The following is a 17,892-nucleotide window of genomic DNA, read 5'->3' on the forward strand; positions in this document are numbered from 1 at the left end:
TCGCCCTTCTTCTTCAGCCGGTAATTCCAAACCGGGGGTTGGCCCGTGCGGGGCCGTGACGCGCCCCACCCTACCAACCGCGTCGGTAGGGTTGGACAAAGAAAAATTTCCCGCAGAAAGGACAACACCGTGGCCGACGAGAAGTTCTACTACAACCCCTCCAACGGCGAAGTCACCCAGGGCAAGGAGGCCGCCTGGGATAACCGTATGGGCCCCTACGACACCCGCGAGGAGGCCGAGCAGGCCCTACAAATCGCGGCGCAGCGCACCAAGCGCGCCGACGCCGCGGATGAGGCAGACGACAACTGGGGCGAGCCCGCTGACTGGGAGAAGTAACTCTCAGCTCACCCCGGCTGGATCTACGGCTTGACCTTCTTGAAGGCCTTCTTCACCTCGCGGATCGTCTCGTCGTAGCCGTCGAGGGCACGCTGCCCGCGGTCCAGCTCGCGCTGGTAGAGCATGCCGTAGGAGAACGTGTCCTCGCCGCGCTCGCGCGCCTCCGCTGCGAGACGCTCGATGCGGTCGCGTGAGGTCACCGCGTCCTGGAAGTCGCCGAGCTGCGACTGTAGCGCCTTGCACGCCTTGGCAAGCCGACCCGACTTCAGACCTGCGCCCTGTGCCGCGACAGCAGAGTAGCGCAGTTTCTTCGCGGCTTTGCGCACGTCGTGGACGTAGTTTTCCCGCTCGTGTAGCGGCAGGTCGGTGTCGTTGTAGTGCTCGTCGACCTTGTCGTGGCGCTTCTTCAGTTTTTTGTAGCCGCGCTTCAGGTGGTCGTAGAGCACGTCCTTCGATTCGGGCTTCTCGTCCTCGTCACCTTCGTCTTCGTCGCCAACCTCATCATTATCTCCGTCGCCGGCGACGGGTGGGTCGGCCAAAAGCGCGTCGATATCGTCGAGAAGCTGCATGAAGCGCTCCGAATCGAGCATCTCCACAATCCGCGCGTGGGCGTCGTTGTACTCCCGGCGCATGTCGCCGGCGATATGGCCCTGTGCGGTGGCATCGATGAGCCCGGACTCGTCCATCTCGAGCAGGTCGGTGAAGCGCTCCTCCACCACCTCAGCGTCGCGCGCCTCGCCGAGCACCGCGGCGGTGTACTTCAGCTCCGCCTGGAGGTGCTCGAGCTGCTCGCCTTCCAAAATGCCCTCGAACGTCTCCAGCAGCGAGCGCATCTCGCGCGTGGCCACACGCAACTGGTGCACGGAATCGAACTCGTCGTCGCGCACCCTGGGCTCCCACGCCACCATTGCGTCGCGCTGAGTGCGCAACGCCTTGACGACGGCTGCCGCTGGCGAATCCTCATCCTTTTTTGCCGCCGCACGCTCCGCCTCCAAGTGCGGGGGCAGGGGAGCATTGCGCACCGAGTCGCCCAACGCGGTGGACAACTTAGACGGCGAGGAGGATTTGCGGGCACCCGCCGAGATCAAAAAGCTCGTGGCCTGGTTGATCAGGCGGTCGCCTTCCTCAGTGCCCGCGTACGCGTCGCCAAGCTCAAGCTCCCACTCGCGCCAACTCGTGCGCTGGCCGCCGGGAAGCAACGACCAGGCGGTGACGTGGTCGTCGCAGAATTCGGCGACCGGGGTGTCCTGCGCGTCGCCGAGCGTGATCTCCACGCGACGGTTGTCCACCTGCGCAATCGGCACCAGCGGCTCGTTGCGCACGATCGCGCGCACAGCAGCGATAAGCGTTTCGGGCACCACCGTCGGGTCCTCGAGCGGGACGCGCATTTCGCGACGGCCGTTCTCCAGCGGAATCTTCATGTGCCAGCCCTCGTCGTTACCGCCTGTGCGGCGACGCAGCGTGATCTTTGAGCGGGTGAGCCGCAGATCTGCGGTGTCGTAGTAAATCGCCGACAACTTCTGCTTCTCGGTGGACACGATGCGCTCCACGATCGGCAGCTGCTTGAGGTCCGGAATGCCGGTGCCCTCGTCGACGGCCAGCTTGACTTCAACTTCCAGGAAATTCTCGGGCTTGGAATCAGCCATGGTGAACGTTCCTCCTCTAATTCATCACTACCGGCGAGTCTACCGTGACCAGCAGCACGCCTTTTTGGCGTCGCGGCGCCCGCTAGAGTGAGGTGCATGATCTCGCATTCCGACGCTCAAACGGACAACGTGCTGCGATTGGTGGAGCAGCAGGACATCGCTTTCATCCGGCTGTGGTTCACCGACATCTTCGGTTCGCTGAAAACGGTCATGATGTCGCCGGCGGAACTGGAGAGCGCATTCGAGGAAGGCGTCGGGTTCGACGGTTCTTCGATCGAGGGCTTCTCTCGCGTCTCCGAATCCGACACGCTCTTGCGCCCAGATCCGTCGACGTATCAGCCCCTGCCGTTCGATGAGAACTCCGGGATTCAGACCGCGCGGATGTTCTGCGACATCACCATGCCGGACGGCGATCCCCTCTACGCCGACCCGCGCGAGGTGCTGCGCCGCCAGCTCAGCGTGGCGCGCGACATGGGGTTCGAGTTCGTGGCGAGTCCGGAGATCGAGTTCTATGTGGTCAAACCTGGCGGCGAGGGCGAGCTACCTGTGCCCGCGGATAAGGGCGGCTACTTCGACCAGGCGAAGCGCAACGAGGCGCCGAAGCTGCGACGCCATGCGGTGAGCGCACTGGAGTACATGGGTATTGTCACTGAGTTCTCCCACCACGAGGGCTCACCGGGGCAGCAAGAGATCGACCTGCGCCACACTGACGCGCTGACGATGGCGGACAACATTGTCACCTTCCGCTACGTAGTGAAAACCATCGCGGAAATGAACGGCGTGCACGCCACATTCATGCCGAAGCCGTTCCCGGACCTGGACGGTTCGGCGATGCACACCCACTTCTCCCTGTTCGAAGGCGACACGAACGCGTTCCACGACCCGGACGACGAGATCAGTTTGTCCAAGACCGGCCGCCAGTTCGTCGCGGGCATCATCGAGCACGCAGGCGAGATCTCCGCGGTGACCAACCAGTGGGTGAACTCCTACAAACGCCTCCAGTTTGGTTCCGAAGCGCCAACCGCAGCCACCTGGGGCATCTCAAACCGCTCGGCGATGGTGCGCGTGCCCACCTACCGCCTGCACAAGGCGGAGTCGCGCCGGGTGGAGGTGCGCTCCCTGGATTCGGCGTGCAACCCCTATTTCGCGTTTGCGGCGGTGCTCGCCGCGGGGCTGAAGGGCATCGAGGGCGGATACGAGCTGGACGAGCCTGCGCGCGACGACGTGTTTGCGCTCACCCGCCGGGAACGCCGCGCTATGGGGTACCGCGATCTGCCGGGCTCGCTCGATCAGGCGTTGCGCCACCTGGAGCGCTCCGAATTCATGGCGGAGGTGCTCGGCGAGCAAGTCTTCGAGTTCTTCCTGCGGCGCAAGTGGGACGAATGGCACGAATACACCTCCCAGATCACCCCCTGGGAAGTAGAAAACGGTTTGGACCTGTAGACGATGAAGCCCGCGAAACTCGGCCTGACCTCCCCTCGCGCCGCAGAAGACCTCGAGCAACTTGGGTTTGATGACAACGCGCTGCTGTACACCCTCGCCGGCGCCGGGGATCCGGACCTCGCACTGAACAATGTGCACCGTCTTGCCGGCGCCCTGGAGAGCGAGTGGGAAGAGCTGCGCGAAGAATTGCTGGCAACCCCGGTGTTTCGCACCCGCCTCTTCGCGCTACTGGGCGGCTCGACAGCGCTCTCGGACCACCTGGTGGCCAACCCGAAGAACTGGCGGCTGCTTACCCAGGAGGTGCCAGCGCCGGGGGAGATGTACGCCGAGATGCTCTCCTGCGTCGGGGCAGTACCGGCGTTCGATGGGGCTGCGCCCGCGTCATGCGATGGCCCCGGGTTGTATAGGGCGGGGCAGGAGTGCGCGGACGCTACCGTCGCAAAGCATAAGCTCCGCTCCACGCACCGTGATGTGATGATGCGCATCGCTGCTGCTGACCTCGCCGGTACATTCGCCGCGGTCAAAGGACACGGCGAGGGTGAGGCGATGGGCTATGCCTACACCACCGAGCGGCTCACCGCGCTGGCGGATGCGGCGCTTACCGCGGCGCTCGCGGTGGCGGTGCGCGAGGTCTACGGCGACGACGAAGTGGACGCGAAGCTCGCCGTGATCGCCATGGGCAAATGCGGCGCGGGCGAGCTGAACTACATCTCTGACGTGGACGTCATCTTCGTGTCTGAGCCCGTGACCCCGAAAATCACACGCACGGCGAGCGAGATGATGCGCATCGGCTCCGCCTGCTTCTTCGACGTGGACGCCAACCTGCGCCCCGAAGGCAGCTCAGGTGCGCTCACCCGCACGCTGGATTCGCACGTGAGGTACTACAAGCGCTGGGCTGAGACGTGGGAGTTCCAGGCGTTGCTCAAAGCGCGGCCGATGACGGGCGATATGGAGCTTGGCCAGGCGTACTCCGAAAAGCTCGCGCCGTTAGTGTGGGAGGCCTCCCAGCGCGATTCCTTCGTGGAGGACGTGCAGGCCATGCGCCGGCGGGTGCTAGAGAACGTGCCCGCAGATATGCGCCACCGCGAGTTGAAGCTCGGCCCCGGGGGCCTTCGCGACGTGGAGTTCGCCGTCCAGCTGCTCCAGCTCGTGCACGGGCGTATCGACGACTCGCTGCGGCAGCGAAACACCCTCGAGGCGCTGCAGGCGTTGGCCTCCGCTGGGTATGTGGGCCGCGAGGACACCCGGGCACTCACCGACGCCTATGAGTTCCTGCGCCTGCTCGAGCACCGCCTGCAACTGCAACGCTTCAAGCGCACCCACCAATTGCCGGAGCCTGACGACGAGAAGCGCAACCGCTGGCTCGCCCGCACCGCAGGTTTCACCGCCGATTCTCGCGGCACCGCCGCAGACGGCATGCAGCGCCAGCTCAAGGGCGTGCGCAACGAAGTGTCTAACCTGCACGAGCGCCTTTTCTACCGCCCACTGCTCGCCTCCGTGGCGGACATGTCGGTTGGTGAGGCGTCGCTGTCGGCGGATGCGATCAAGGCGCAGCTAGCCGCACTTGGCTACCGCCACCCGGCGCGCGCCTACGACCACCTCTCGGCGTTGGTGAAGGGCACTTCGCGCAAGGCGAAGCTGCAGGCCATCCTGCTTCCCAGTCTCATGCATTGGCTCGCCGATACCGCGGACCCGGGCCAGGGGCTGCTGAACTACCGCAAGCTGTCCGAAGCGGCGGTGGATCGCAGCTGGTTCCTGCGCATGCTTCGCGACGAAGGCATTGCCTCCCAGCGCCTCATGCACATCCTCGGTACCTCGCCGTACGCGTCTGACCTGATCATCTCTGCGCCCGAGGCGGTGAAGCTGCTTGGCGACGGTTCCAACGGCCCGCGCTTGGTGGAGCCGAAACCGGACCAGGTGTACAAGGCGATCGTCGCCTCTGCGAAGCGCCACCAGGAGAACCCAGACAAGGCTGTGTCGGTGGCGCGTTCGCTGCGTCGCGCGGAGCTCGCCCGCATCGCTTCGGCGGACCTGCTGGGGCTCATGGAGCCGCGCCAGGTTTGTCTCGAGCTGACCTACGTGTGGGAGGCGGTGCTTGAGGCTGCGTTGAATGCCGAGATCCAGGCCGATCTCGCTGCTAGTGGGGCTAAGGAGGCACCGGCGCGCATCGCTGTCATCGGTATGGGCCGCCTGGGCGGTGCGGAGCTGGGGTACGGCTCAGACGCCGATGTGATGGTGGTGGCCCAACCCACCGCGGATGATGATGGCGGCAAAGAAGATGAGGCCCTTGCCTGGGCGGGCAAAATCGTCGACCAGATGCGGGGCCGCCTGTCCAAACCTTCCAGCGACCCGCCGTTGGAGGTGGACCTGGGCCTGCGCCCGGAGGGGCGCAGCGGCGCAGTGGTGCGCACCGTTTCCTCCTACGAGCGCTACTACCGCGAATGGGGCGAGGTGTGGGAGCGCCAGGCGCTACTTCGCGCAACCACGATCGCGGGCGACCGCGAGGTCGGTGCGCAGTTCATCGAGGCTATCGACGGCTTCCGCTACCCGGACGGCGGCGCGAAACCATCCGATATCCGGGAAGTGCGCCGCATCAAAGCCCGCGTGGACGACGAGCGCTTGCCCCGCAACGCGGATCGCGCGACTCACACGAAGCTCGGCCGCGGCGCACTCGCCGATGTGGAGTGGACAGTGCAGCTCCTCCAAATGCTGCACGCCCACTCGCACCCCGAGTTGCGGACCCCTTCCACGCTGGATGCACTGGACTACCTCGCCGAACTCAGCGACGTAGAGGTCCTGCGCGCTGAGGACGCCCGTACGCTGCGCACCGCCTGGCTCACCGCCACCCGCGCTCGCAACGCGATTGTGTTGGTGACGGGTAAGCGTACCGACCAACTGCCCGCGCCGGGCCCGCAGTTGGCGCAGGTCGCCGGATCCGCCGGATACGACCCGGACGACCAGCAAGAGTTCTTGGAGGACTACCTGCGGATCACACGCCGTGCGCACCGCGTGGTGGAGGCGGTGTTCTGGGGCGAGGAACCCACCCGCGAGTTCGACTAGCAGCGTTGTTCGCTGCGCTGGAGTGCTGTGGCGCGGCCTCGCTACCGCGCAGTGGCGCAGTGGATGTGCGGGGACCCACCCAGCCCCGCACAGTGTTTACTTCGGCTGTTTATCCTCGCCGGTCGAGCCGGCGTCGGTATCACCGGCACCCTGCTGAGGGTTCTGCTGCGGTTGCGGCTGGGCCGGCTGGCCGGGCTGTGCCCAGCCCTGCTGCGACTGCTGCTGGGGCTGGCCCCACTGGCCCTGGTTCTGCAGCGGCTGCGCCCAACCCTGCTGAGGGTTCTGAGGTTGCTGCTGCGGCTGCGGCGGCTGCTGGCCCCACTGGCCCTGATTCTGCTGCTGAGCCTGCTCATTCTGCTGCGCCTGCTGCGCCTTCTGGGCCCGTTCGGCCTTCTGCTGCTCAATGCGGTTCTGTGCGCCTTGGCGAGCGGAGTTGAACTGGGCTTCGACGCCCTGCTTACCCTTCGTCAGCATCATCACGGAGATGGCCAGGCCAGCGAGGGCGATGAGCAGCCAGACCCACCAGCCAAATCCGAGGCCGATGGAGGCCAGGGTGTCGAACGCGAAGGCTGCGTAGATGACGTAGAGCAGCTGCACGCCAGCGGCGATTGTGCCCAGCAGCGCGGCTTCGCGCATCTTCGATGAAAATGCGAAGTACGTGGCCACACCGAGCAGCGCGAGCACGACAACGGTCAGCACCACGAACTCAGTGGCGGTGTTGCCGATGGAACGAGTGACCTCGGGGGGCAGGTACGCCTCAATCCAAGAACCCAGACCGCTGCCGTGCACCTTGGCCTTGCCCCACCAGTTCAGGCTGAATCCGATAGAGCCGACGCCCTCGGTGCGCTCTGTCACGCTGCGTACACGCAGGAAGCTGGTGAGGAACGTGAGCAGGAGCAGCCCGCCATAGAACCACACGGTCCAGTCGATGCTCTGCTTCGTTGAGCTGGATGGGGTAGAGGACTGAGTCCAGCCCTGCTGCGGCTGCTGGCCCCGCTGGCCCTGGCCTTGCGGCTGCCCCCAACCCTGCGACTGCGGCTGCCCCCAACCCTGCGACTGCGGCTGCGACCAGCCCTGCGGCTGCTGCGGCTGCTGTGGCTGCTGCGGCTGTGGCGCGCCCGCCCCCTGGCTGTTGCTGCCCGCGTTCTCTGGCTCCGGGGTGGAGCCCGCGTTGGATCCCGGTGTTGTCATTTCGAACCTCTCAATCGGGTGAGTGTTTGGAATCGAAAAAGATATTACAATGCGCCTTTTCGCCGCGCCCGGGTCCGCGGGGAGTGGTACCCGTGCGGGGTGGGGGCCGGGAGGCGTCGATAAGCAATATGCTTTGGGGCATGGCCGTACACATCACCATCGACCTTGCAGAAGCAACCTATTCCGACCTTGTTGCGCTCGTGGACGCGGCGCGCGTGGCGGGCGTCGAGCCCACAGCTGCCCTTGAGCTAGAGGACACGACGCTGGGCATCCGCGTCGAGCCGGAGCAGCGCACACCTGCCGCACCCACGCAGACGGGTGAGCGACGCGACCCCGCCAGCACGCTGCCGCCGCTTGGGGATGCGGCGATCCGCTCCGTGGTGGACATCCTCACCGGGCGGCAAGAACCGCCGCGGAAGTAGCGGCGCGTGCCGTAGACTCATTCGCCGTGGATTACATTTCGACGCGAGACAGCTCCGCCAGCGCATACACCTTCACGGACATCCTGCTTATGGGGCTTTCCCCGGATGGCGGACTGTTCATGCCCGCGGTGTACCCGACGATCAGCAGCGAAACTCTTTCGCAGTGGCGCGAGCTTATCGACACTAAAGGGTATGCCGCGCTTACCGCCGAGGTGCTGAAGCTCTTCGTCGACGACATTCCGGAGGCCGACCTTGAGGCGATCGCCGCACGGGCGTACCGCACGCCCGTTTTCGCCGACGAAAAGATCGTGCCGGTGACCAAGCTCAACGACGCTCTCTATATCGCGCACCTTTCCGAAGGCCCCACCGCCGCGTTCAAAGATATGGCGATGCAGCTGCTCGGCGAACTCTTCGAGTATGAGCTGGGCCGCCGCGGCGAGGAGATCAACATCCTGGGCGCAACCTCCGGTGATACGGGCTCGTCCGCCGAGTACGCGATGCGCGGGCGCGACAACATCCGCGTGTTCATGCTCACCCCGGCGGGGCGCATGACCCCGTTCCAGCAGGCGCAGATGTTCGGCCTCGACGACCCGAACATTTTCAACATCGCCCTGGACGGCGTATTTGACGACTGCCAGGACATTGTCAAGGAGGTCAACTCCGACCCGGCGTTCAAAGCGAAATACTCCATCGGCGCGGTGAACTCCATCAACTGGGCCCGCCTTCTGGCGCAGGTGGTCTACTACATTTCCTCCTACCTGAAGGTCACCGAAACGAACGACGAGCTGGTGTCGTTCTCCGTGCCCACAGGCAACTTCGGCGACATTTGCGCAGGCCACGTTGCGAAGCAGATGGGTCTGCCGATTGACAAGCTCATCGTTGCCACGAACGAAAACGACGTGCTGGACGAGTTTTTCCGCGATGGCGACTACCGTCCGCGCTCTGCGGCGGAAACGCATGCGACGTCATCGCCGTCGATGGACATCTCCAAGGCGTCGAATTTCGAGCGCATGATTTTCGACGCAGTGCTTCGCGACGGCCGCACTACCGCCGACCTCTTCGGTAACAAGGTGAAGCAAGGCGGGTTCTCCCTCGACGAGCTTGGTGGCGCCGAGGTGATGGAGCGAATTAGGGACGAGTTCGGGTTCCTCTCCGGTTCTTCCACGCACCAGAACCGTGTTGAGACCATCAAGCGAATCAAGGACGAATACGACGTGCTGGTCGACCCGCACACGGCCGACGGTATCCAGGTGGCGCAGAACCTGGCAGGCGAGGTGGAAAGCCCCATCGTGGTGCTGGAGACGGCGCTGCCGGTGAAGTTCTCCGATACCATCGTGGAAGCCCTCGGCGAGGCCCCGGAGATCCCGGAGCGTTTCGCAGGAATCATGGAGGCGGACCGCCACGTGACGGACATGCCGAACGATGCCGAGAAGGTCAAGCAGTTCATCGCCGAGGCGATTGACAACACCGACGTGTAAGGGAAGGGTGCGAGAGTCATGGCACAGGAACAATTCGCGGGCCCGGAGCACTACACCGAGTTCGACCCGGAGAAGTTCATCCGGGACATGAAGATCAAGGCCGAAGAAGCGAAGAAGGGTGACAAGTTCTTCCAAGACGAGGCCGATGACGCCGGCGAGACCCCACAAGCGAACGGGGAGTAGGCACCTCGGGTGACCTCAAGCAGTAACACCCCGCATTCGGTTGACAGCCCAGGCGGGGTGCGCAAGTATCAGCCGGAGCACGGCCAGCAGTGGGCGTTCCCGGAAAGCAACACGTACCCCGCGCCAGGCCCAGCGCACGCCGCCGCACCCGCCGGCGGCGGTTTAAGGCTCGGCGGGTGGATCACACTTATCATCGCCACCCTGTGCCTCGTGGCGATGGTGGTGTGGCTCGGCCTGCACACCTCCCAGGTGCCCACGGGCACGGTGGAGCAGCGCGAGGCGCTCGAAGAGGTGCAAACCCCCGGGGACGCCCCCGGTGGTGTACCTGGCGAGGCGCCACCTCCCGCCGACGCCACGAATGTTCTTGCGCCGGCGTTTGCCCCTTGGGCTCCGGGCACGAAGATCCAGTCCACAGACCACCACCCCGCACCGGGTGAGCAGTTTACCGCGCAGTCCTGCACGGCTGCCTTCTCATTCACCGGCGCCGACGGGCGCGCGTACGCCGTAACTGCGGGTCACTGCGGCCGGGAAGGGGACCTGGTTTGGCCCACCAACGCCACAACCGCGGTGGATTACGCCCAAGAGGTGGGGCACTTCGTCTTCTCCGGGCTGTATTCCGAGGGCCCGCCGGAGACGAATGGCGTGGATGTGGGCATCATCGAGATCACCGACACGCAGCGCTACATGGAGGTCATCGGCTCGCCGATTCCTACCGGTATTGCCGACGGCATCGGGCCGGTGGAGCGGGTGTGCAAGACCGGCGCAACCACCGGCTACACCTGCGGTAAATTCGAGGACACCCAGCGGGTGCAGATAGTTAACCTCAACACCGACCAGGAGCAGGAAACGTTTGGCGATATTGCGTCGGTGTGCGCCGCCTCCGGCGACTCGGGCGGGCCGGTATTCACCGAGGTGAACGGCCGCGCCACCATCATCGGGGTGGTCTCCGGCACCGAGGCCGGGCGCTCCGGTGAGGAGTGCTTCGAGGGGATGGAGAACCCGAAGCTGATGAGCTATTCAAACGTGGAGCAGCTCATGGCGGTAATCAGCCACGCCGTCCCGGACGCGCAATGGGTGCCGCAGCGCTGGTAGGTCGGCCCCAGCCGACAACGCGGGCCTAGAGCCCCCAGCGCTCGCGGAATGCCTCGCCGGTCGGGCCGCGCTGAATGGTGTTGCCGCTGCGGCGGTCCTTTTCCATCATCACGACCTCCTCGTCGCCATAGGCGGTGAGGGTGAGGTGGTCGACATCATCCGGTAGTTCCACCTTCCGCCACGACTTCACCAGTGCGTCGAGCTTCTTGGTGCCGCCCACGTCCATCCAGTTCACCTGGGCTTCGTGGCGGTTGTTGCGCTGGGGGAAGTTAACAAACGCGACGGAATCCGCGTGCTCTTCCACTCCGAGTTCCATTAATTCCTGAATGGTGGTCGGGGGAATCGTCGAGAAGCAAAAGCCCCAAAAGTTCAGCCGCATGCCCTCTTTGCCCTCGAGGGTCGCTGTGTCCAGGCAGTTCTGATCCAGCAGGCGGGAGACGTGGCCCGCGAACTCCTCCGGCATATACTCCACGCCCTCAGCGATGTCGCCGCGCAGCTTTACCCCGGTTTCAGTGGCGCCCACCTCGGCGTTTTCGATGAGGTGGGGGCGCACGCTCGCGGCCACATTGCTCGCATCCGCCGGTGCCGAGTTGAACGGGCGACGCGGCTGTTCCAGCTTCAGCGTCTGCGCCTCCGTTGACCCGGAGTAGCTCACCAGTGCCCCGCCCAGGACCGCAGCCGCAACCACCAGCGCCCCGTACCCGGCCACGAACGCCGGGGTTGGGATGCGCTGCAACCACGTCCGTCGCACCGACCGCTGGCGGGCAGGCGTCGGGATGTCCGGCTGCGCCGGCTCCTCGGGGGCGCGGTAGAGGGTGCTCATAAGCTGTGCAGTCTAGTCCAACTACACTCAGTTTCCGGTGTGCTGCACACCCGCAGATATCGACGAAAGGATGCGCCAATGCCTATCCCGGATTTCATCGTGCAGATGCGAAAAAAGATCGGCACGGACCCGATGTGGATCCCCAGCGTGTGCGCCGTAGTACTGCGCGACACAAACTCGAAGTCCGCGTGGGCTGTGCCGGAGGTGCTGCTAGTTAAACGTGCGGATAACGGCCAGTGGACTCCGGTGACCGGCATCGCGGACCCGGGGGAGGAAGCGCACGACACCGCGGTGCGCGAGGTGCTGGAAGAAACTGGTGTGCGGGTGGAGCCTGCGGCGATTCTGGGCGTCGGCTCGGTGGGGCCGGTGACGCACGGCAATGGGGATGTGGCCAGTTACATGTCGGTGCAAATCCGCTGCGAGGCGGTCGACCCGCAGGCGGAACCGGTGGTCGGCGACGATGAGTCCGTAGATGTCGGTTGGTTCCCGATCTCCCAGATGCCGGTGACAGACCCGAAGTGGCGTCTGGTCATCGCGGATGCCGCAGCGCAGCGCCGCCACCCGCAAAGCTTCGCCCCACGCATGGGGCTGCGTAAGCGGTGAGGACGTTGTGCGTGTAGGCATCGACGTTTCCGAGCACCAGGCCGGTTTCGACTTCTCGGCCGCGCCGCTCGATTTCGCCATCCTGCGCACCACCGACGGCACCTACCAGGACACTGCCTTCGAGCAATTGCTTATCGACGCCACGCGTGCCGGCCTCGACGTGTCCACCTATCACTACCTCCGAGCTCCCTCTGAAGGCACCACCGTCACCGAGCAGGTTACCGCCGCGCTCTCGCTTCTCGACGGCCTCCGGTTCCCTATGTGGATCGACGTCGAATCCCGCGCCGGCCTCTCGCTCGAAGATGTGCGCGCGTGCCATGCCGCCTTCCTCTCCGCGGGAGTGGAGGTCGCGGGTATCTACACCACCGCCTCGTACTGGCGCCGCCACATGCGCAGCGGTTTGGGTGGCTTGCGTATGGCCGACCCGGCACAGTTCGGCAACCTGTGGCTCGCCGATTGGGGCACGAACCCAACGGTGGATCTCGCGGCATCCCCGGAGCTGCCGACTACCTGGCCCCGGCCCCTCGGGTTTCCCGAGCCCGCCCTGTGGCAGTTCACCTCCCGGGGGCGCATTGGCGGGGTAGAGGTGGACCTGAATTTGGCGATCTAGGTGGTCGTTGCTCCGAACAGTGAGCCCACCGCGAACGTTGCCGCCAGCGCGAGGGTGCCGCCGACGAGGATGCGCATGACGGCGCGGCCGACGGGGGCGTCGCCAAGCTTCGCGGAAAGCGTTCCGGTGAGTGCGAGCGCGATCAGGGTCACCGCGAAGATGACTGGAACCCGCCACGTTGTGGGGGCGAGCAAGGCCGCGGCGAAGGGGAGGACCGCGCCGAGCAGGAACGATAGAAACGACGCGATCGCCGCCGACCACGGGTTGACCTGCTCGTGTTCGGCGTATCCCATGACCCGCTCGGAATCGCGCTGGGAAGACACGGAGACGTACTCGCCGAGCGCCATCGACACCGCGCCGCCCACAACCGCGGCGAGTCCCGACATCGCAATCGCGCGGGAATCCGTGGTCGCACCCGCTACACCGACGACGACAGCGGCGGTGGAGACGATGCCGTCGTTGGCACCGAGTACGCCTGCCCTGAGCCGGTTCAACTTCTCGCCGGTGCCCGCTTCAGTGTCCGCTGAGCGTTTGCCGGGTTCCGGAATGGTCTCAGGGATCGGGGTGCTTATCGTCTCAGTCATGCCCCCATGATGCTGACGGTAATTAAATTGCACAAGGAAACCAAGGCTACGTTTGCAAAGGTCAGCCTTGTTTTCCTTAGGTGACCCTCCCTTTCAGGACCTATCGAGTTGCGATAATATCGAAATGCGAGAATATCGATAGTCGATAGGGAATCTTTCAAGGTTGAACTTGAGAAAGGAACGGATCATGACAACCGAAAAAGACCGCACCGTAATCTCGAAGTTGGACGCAGCCGGGATCGCCGTTGTGTTCCTGTGGTTCCTCCCCGAAATCTTCACGATGCTCTCACGGGGCATCGTGATCACGCGCTTGTCTCCCGCGGTCGAGGGCGACATCGTCTTCGCGGACATTCCTCAGGGGGCGCAGTGGCTCTACGCTATCGGCCTCGGCGGCAAGTACGTGTGCTTGCTCCTCGCAACGCTGTTGCTTAGCCGCGCGCTTACAGACATGTCCCGCGGTGCCGTGTTCACCGAACTCAACGCGAAACGTCTCACCGTTAGCGCCTGCGCAGTCTTCGCGTTTGTGATCTTCCGCCTCGCCTTCGAGGGATTGGGTAACAACATGGTCGCGTCCGAGCTCGGTATCGACGGCTGGTGGGACATCGTTGGCGCTGGCACGCCCCTTTCGGAGTTCGCTCCGGCGATGCTCTTCGCCATCTCCGTCAGCGCGTTCGCCACTATTCTGCGCCGCGGCGCGAAGCTCGAGGAGGATGTCGATGGCCTCGTCTGATTCTGAACCTCAGGTTGTATGCCACCTCGACCGGCTGATGGCGCAACGCGGCATCACCGGCGCCGCCCTCGCGCAGGAGGTTGGCATTACGCCCGTGAATCTATCGGTGCTGAAAAACAACCGCGCAAAAGCAGTGCGTTTTTCCACCCTCGCCGCGATCTGCCAGGCACTCGACTGCCAGCCCGGTGACGTGTTCTCAGTCGAGCACTAGCTTATCGACGTTTCCTTGCGCCCCTCTATGACCCAACCCACGAACCGGCCCGAGCACAGTGCCCAGTGGATGATAAGGAGCACAGGGATGGTCAAGGCAACGAAATCAAGCCACTCCGAGCCGTTGACCAACGCGACTTGGTGGCCACCCATGCTGATCGTGCCGGGTGGGAACGTGCACGCCCACCAGGCGGGGGAGTAGTCCACCCACTTTGCAACGTTGGGGTAGAAGGTGAACATCGCGAAGATGGCGAGCGGGATCGCGATGACTAGAGCGGTGAGCCCGTAGTAGACGGAGTAGGCGCTGGGATAGAGCACCTGAAGGGCGGTGGTGGACTGGCCAACCACGCCTAACGGCACCCATGCGGTCGCTGATTTCGCGCCACTCAAATCACCCCGCCCCCGCCACGTTGCCCAGTACACGTAGATGAACACTGGCACGGCGGTAAGCAGCGACATCGCAAAGAGTGCGGTGCCCAGCACGAGGTACAGCTGGCCGTACTCGCGGGCGCACCATCCGGCTACTGATGCCGAAATCATCGGCCCGACCAGTGGCAGCCCCCACGTGAACTTCGGATCCCCTTGGAAGCGAGTCAGCTGGATCGCCCAGGTCACCACAGTCGCGGGCCCGCCAACCCAAAACGCGACGAGGCGGAACATCCCATTGTCTGTCAGCCCCGATAGTGCCGCGCCCAGTGCGAGGATGCCGATGAAGAACATCGACCACTCAGCCATTGTCGCCTGCTCGAAACTAGGGTGCCGGTGGCGCAGAAAACCTGTGACCAGCACAGCGAAGATGACGCAGGCGATGGCGACGAAGATGCCCGAGGCGAACATCATGTCTTCTTCCACCAGCAATCTGGCGACGATGGAGGTACCCATGAGGCTTCCGCCCCACGCAGGGCCGGGCGGGGGCAACTCGCGGTATTTGTCGGTCACCCGGCTTATCGTAATCCCTATGGGCGCCTGAGTGATGGGCGGCTTACCACAGTCCAGTCTGCGCAGGCGTTCGCACGGGGACCCTGACAGGCGCGTGCGACGCCTGAGCACTACGAACACAGCGACGGTGGTGGCCAAGGTCATCACCACCGACACCGCCAGGTCCTTGGAGGAAGCGGTTGCAAGGTCCACCCCGTCTACTCCAAACGCATCCGGGGCGTAGGCGAACGTGTTGCCCACAGCGTGAATCGCCGCAGCCGCCTCGATTCCGCCGGTGACGTGAGTCAGGAATGACGCGCAGACCGCGAAGACGGTCACGCTCACCATGCCTTGCCAGCCGTAGTGGTGGCCGGAAAGGAAGAACAGTAGCGGTAAAAGGTAAGCGACCCAGGCCGAGGAAAACCACTGGCCCGATATCTGCACCAGCGAACCCCGGAAGAAAAGTTCCTCAGACAATGATTGCAGCGGAGCTAACGCCACAATCACCGCGAGAGCCGCAACGTTGAGAGGTTCGAAAGTGGCCTTCTCCCAATCCGAAAGTGCAATGGCGTAAATGCCCTCTGCGCCAAGAAAGAGCAGTGCGGGCACGAGCGCGATCAGGAAGTAACCCCACCGGAACCGCAGTTCCACGGACCACAATGCTCTCGGGTCGCGGCCGGTAATGCGCGCGGCAAGAAACCCCGCAGGCAGCGCCGCCACCCACCCGATAAAGGTGACGACTGCGAGGTAGGGGTGGTTCGCAAACTCGAACGGCTCGAACGCACTCGGCGATGGGTGGACGACTTTCTCCAGAAGAAAGAACGCTCCCGTAGCCGCACCGGTGAGCGTCACCAGCAATACGAGTGCAAGAAGCAGTTCGAGAAGGGGGCGCCACCATCGGGGCCGTGCCGGGGTCGCTCCTCCCGCGCACTCAACATTCGAAGTTGGCAGGCGGTGCCAGCGACCTAAAAGATGATAGGGGTGTGCTCTGCTTTTCCGCTCCACATCCCCCATGGTAGTGGCGCCAAAAGTGAGCGCGACCTAGCAGTCGTAGTACAGCTCGAACTCGAGCGGTGTCGGCCGCAGGCGCGCCGGAGTGACCTCGTTGGTGATCTTCAGACGCACGTAAGCCTCGATGAGATCGTCGGTGAACACGTCGCCCTCGGTGAGGAAGTCGTGGTCCTCGCGCAGCGCAGCCAGCGCAGCCTCAAGCGTGGTCGGTGCCTGCGGAATGTCCTTGGCCTCTTCCGGCGGAAGCTCGTAGAGGTCCTTGTCCACCGGGGCGTGGGGCTCGATGCGGTTCTTCACACCGTCGATACCAGCCATCATCATCGCCGCGAAACCGAGGTACGGGTTGCCCGACGGGTCCGGGGCGCGGAACTCGATGCGCTTCGCCTTCGGGTTCGAGCCCGTAATCGGAATGCGCACCGCCGCGGAACGGTTGCGCTGCGAGTATACGAGGTTAATCGGCGCCTCGAAGCCCGGCACCAGGCGGTGGTAGGAGTTCAGCGTCGGGTTAGTGAACGCGAGCACCGCACCAGCGTGCTCCAGCACACCGCCGATGAACCAGCGGGCGATGTCAGACAGGCCGCCATAGCCGGACTCGTCGTAGAACAGCGGCTCACCGTCCTTCCACAGGGACATGTGCGCGTGCATACCGGAGCCGTTGTCGCCCGCGATCGGCTTCGGCATGAACGTTGCCGTCTTGCCGTACTCGTAGGCCGTGTTCTTCACGATGTACTTGAAATCCTGCATGTCGTCCGCGGCGTGGAGCAGGGAGTTGAAGCGGTAGTTGATTTCCTGCTGGCCACCGTTGCCCACCTCGCGGTGGAAACGCTCCACCTCAAAGCCGGCGTTGGCGAGGTTGCGCACCATCGCATCACGCACCTCGACCGTCTTGTCGTGCGGAGGCACCGGGAAGTAGCCGCCCTTCACGCGGTTCTTGTAGCCCAAGTTCGGGCCACCGTCGACGTCCGTCTCGGCGCCGCGATTCCACCAACCCTCTGCTGCATCGATCTCGTAAAATGCGTGGTCGCCCTCCACCTCGTAGCGCACCGAATCGAACAGGTAGAACTCGGCTTCCGCGCCGAAGAAGCAGGTGTCCGCGATGCCAGTGGATGCCAGGTACTCCTCAGCCTTCTTTGCAATGTTGCGCGGGTCACGCGAGAACGGCTCGTGGGTAAACGGGTCGTTGACGAAAAACTTGATGTTTAGCGTCTTCGTGGAACGGAACGGGTCGAGGCGAGCCGTGGCAAGATCCGGCATGAGCGTCATGTCGGACTCCTCGATCGTGGTGAATCCGCGGATGGAGGAACCGTCGAAAGCAAGCCCCTGCTCCCACACATCCTCGTTGAACTCGGAGGCGGGGATGGAGAAATGGTGCTCGATACCGGGCAGGTCGGTGAAGCGAACGTCGACAAACTCCACGCCCTCGTCAGCAATGAACTTCTGGACGTCTTGGATGTTGTCGAAAGACATGGTGTGCTCCTTGAATTGCGGGCGATTGAACGCATCCAAGTTTATAGAAAAGCGCCGTTGCGTATCCCGCCACCCCGCCCACTAA

17 protein-coding genes and 1 pseudogene are annotated in these 17,892 nt (G+C 64.2%); 11 read left to right on the forward strand and 7 right to left on the reverse strand.

Annotated elements, in window-relative coordinates; translation table 11 throughout:
• Positions 1-129: 129 nt before the first annotated feature.
• Positions 130-336, forward strand: a complete 207-nt coding sequence (locus tag HWX32_RS03160; protein WP_075468804.1) for a hypothetical protein — start codon at positions 130-132, stop codon at positions 334-336.
• A 23-nt stretch (positions 337-359) separates the two neighbouring features.
• Here the strand turns inward: HWX32_RS03160 and HWX32_RS03165 are convergent, their stop codons facing one another.
• The gene (locus HWX32_RS03165; RefSeq protein ID WP_175934681.1) at positions 360-1,982 is read right to left on the reverse strand and encodes a CYTH and CHAD domain-containing protein; all 1,623 of its coding nucleotides are present in this window, start codon (positions 1,980-1,982) and stop codon (positions 360-362) included.
• A gap of 96 nt (positions 1,983-2,078) precedes the next feature.
• Between HWX32_RS03165 and HWX32_RS03170 the strand changes: the two genes are divergently transcribed.
• Both HWX32_RS03170 and HWX32_RS03175 read left to right on the forward strand, forming a co-directional pair.
• On the forward strand, positions 2,079-3,425 hold the full coding sequence (locus HWX32_RS03170) for a glutamine synthetase family protein (RefSeq protein WP_175934682.1): 1,347 nt from the start codon (positions 2,079-2,081) through the stop codon (positions 3,423-3,425).
• Between the two features lie 3 nt (positions 3,426-3,428).
• Complete coding sequence (locus HWX32_RS03175) at positions 3,429-6,485, forward strand: bifunctional [glutamine synthetase] adenylyltransferase/[glutamine synthetase]-adenylyl-L-tyrosine phosphorylase (RefSeq protein WP_175934683.1); 3,057 nt, start codon at positions 3,429-3,431, stop codon at positions 6,483-6,485.
• Positions 6,486-6,581: 96 nt separating this feature from the next.
• On the opposite strand, the gene HWX32_RS03180 is transcribed toward HWX32_RS03175, so the two are convergent.
• On the reverse strand, positions 6,582-7,676 hold the full coding sequence (locus tag HWX32_RS03180) for a hypothetical protein (protein WP_175934684.1): 1,095 nt from the start codon (positions 7,674-7,676) through the stop codon (positions 6,582-6,584).
• 140 nt (positions 7,677-7,816) lie between these two features.
• Here HWX32_RS03180 and HWX32_RS03185 point away from each other — a divergent pair, with 140 nt between their 5' ends.
• The 4 genes from HWX32_RS03185 to HWX32_RS03200 are packed head-to-tail and all read left to right on the forward strand — an operon-like array spanning position 7,817 to position 10,851.
• Positions 7,817-8,098, forward strand: coding sequence for a hypothetical protein (locus HWX32_RS03185; protein ID WP_175934685.1), 282 nt, complete (start codon positions 7,817-7,819; stop codon positions 8,096-8,098).
• Positions 8,099-8,124: 26 nt separating this feature from the next.
• The gene (gene thrC / locus HWX32_RS03190; RefSeq protein WP_175934686.1) at positions 8,125-9,576 is read left to right on the forward strand and encodes a threonine synthase; all 1,452 of its coding nucleotides are present in this window, start codon (positions 8,125-8,127) and stop codon (positions 9,574-9,576) included.
• Between the two features lie 18 nt (positions 9,577-9,594).
• Positions 9,595-9,759: a hypothetical protein gene (locus HWX32_RS03195; RefSeq protein ID WP_165603589.1), complete on the forward strand. Its 165-nt coding sequence runs from the start codon at positions 9,595-9,597 to the stop codon at positions 9,757-9,759.
• Positions 9,760-9,768: 9 nt separating this feature from the next.
• Entirely contained in the window at positions 9,769-10,851 is a 1,083-nt protein-coding gene (locus HWX32_RS03200) for a S1 family peptidase (protein WP_254868245.1), read from the forward strand.
• A 25-nt stretch (positions 10,852-10,876) separates the two neighbouring features.
• On the opposite strand, the gene HWX32_RS03205 is transcribed toward HWX32_RS03200, so the two are convergent.
• Positions 10,877-11,674 (reverse strand): hypothetical protein, encoded by a 798-nt coding sequence (locus HWX32_RS03205; RefSeq protein WP_175934687.1) that lies wholly within the window; start codon positions 11,672-11,674, stop codon positions 10,877-10,879.
• Between the two features lie 78 nt (positions 11,675-11,752).
• Here HWX32_RS03205 and HWX32_RS03210 point away from each other — a divergent pair, with 78 nt between their 5' ends.
• Positions 11,753-12,277: an NUDIX domain-containing protein gene (locus HWX32_RS03210; protein ID WP_175934688.1), complete on the forward strand. Its 525-nt coding sequence runs from the start codon at positions 11,753-11,755 to the stop codon at positions 12,275-12,277.
• 7 nt (positions 12,278-12,284) lie between these two features.
• Entirely contained in the window at positions 12,285-12,887 is a 603-nt protein-coding gene (locus HWX32_RS03215) for a glycoside hydrolase family 25 protein (RefSeq protein ID WP_075468795.1), read from the forward strand.
• Here HWX32_RS03215 and HWX32_RS03220 read toward each other — a convergent pair.
• The gene (locus HWX32_RS03220) at positions 12,884-13,471 is read right to left on the reverse strand and encodes a VIT1/CCC1 transporter family protein (protein ID WP_082259880.1); all 588 of its coding nucleotides are present in this window, start codon (positions 13,469-13,471) and stop codon (positions 12,884-12,886) included. The two genes, HWX32_RS03215 and HWX32_RS03220, sit on opposite strands and share 4 nt — an antisense overlap.
• Positions 13,472-13,658: 187 nt before the next feature.
• Between HWX32_RS03220 and HWX32_RS03225 the strand changes: the two genes are divergently transcribed.
• A complete protein-coding gene (locus HWX32_RS03225; RefSeq protein ID WP_075468794.1) occupies positions 13,659-14,201 on the forward strand; it encodes a DUF2975 domain-containing protein in 543 nt (180 codons plus the stop codon).
• Positions 14,188-14,412, forward strand: coding sequence for a helix-turn-helix transcriptional regulator (locus HWX32_RS03230; RefSeq protein ID WP_121509089.1), 225 nt, complete (start codon positions 14,188-14,190; stop codon positions 14,410-14,412). Before HWX32_RS03225 ends, HWX32_RS03230 begins: the two co-directional genes overlap by 14 nt.
• Here HWX32_RS03230 and HWX32_RS11185 read toward each other — a convergent pair.
• From HWX32_RS11185 to glnA, 3 genes and pseudogenes are all read right to left on the reverse strand, one after another.
• Positions 14,409-15,350 (reverse strand): TDT family transporter, encoded by a 942-nt coding sequence (locus HWX32_RS11185; RefSeq protein ID WP_303049140.1) that lies wholly within the window; start codon positions 15,348-15,350, stop codon positions 14,409-14,411. The two genes, HWX32_RS03230 and HWX32_RS11185, sit on opposite strands and share 4 nt — an antisense overlap.
• A gap of 240 nt (positions 15,351-15,590) precedes the next feature.
• Positions 15,591-16,343 (reverse strand): annotated as a pseudogene (locus HWX32_RS11190) (lysostaphin resistance A-like protein); the annotation flags it as partial.
• Between the two features lie 27 nt (positions 16,344-16,370).
• Positions 16,371-17,807, reverse strand: a complete 1,437-nt coding sequence (gene glnA / locus HWX32_RS03240) for a type I glutamate--ammonia ligase (protein WP_175934690.1) — start codon at positions 17,805-17,807, stop codon at positions 16,371-16,373.
• Between the last annotated feature and the right edge of the window lie 85 nt (positions 17,808-17,892).

Source organism: Corynebacterium sp. Marseille-P4321, assembly GCF_903645305.1.
GTDB lineage: Bacteria > Actinomycetota > Actinomycetes > Mycobacteriales > Mycobacteriaceae > Corynebacterium.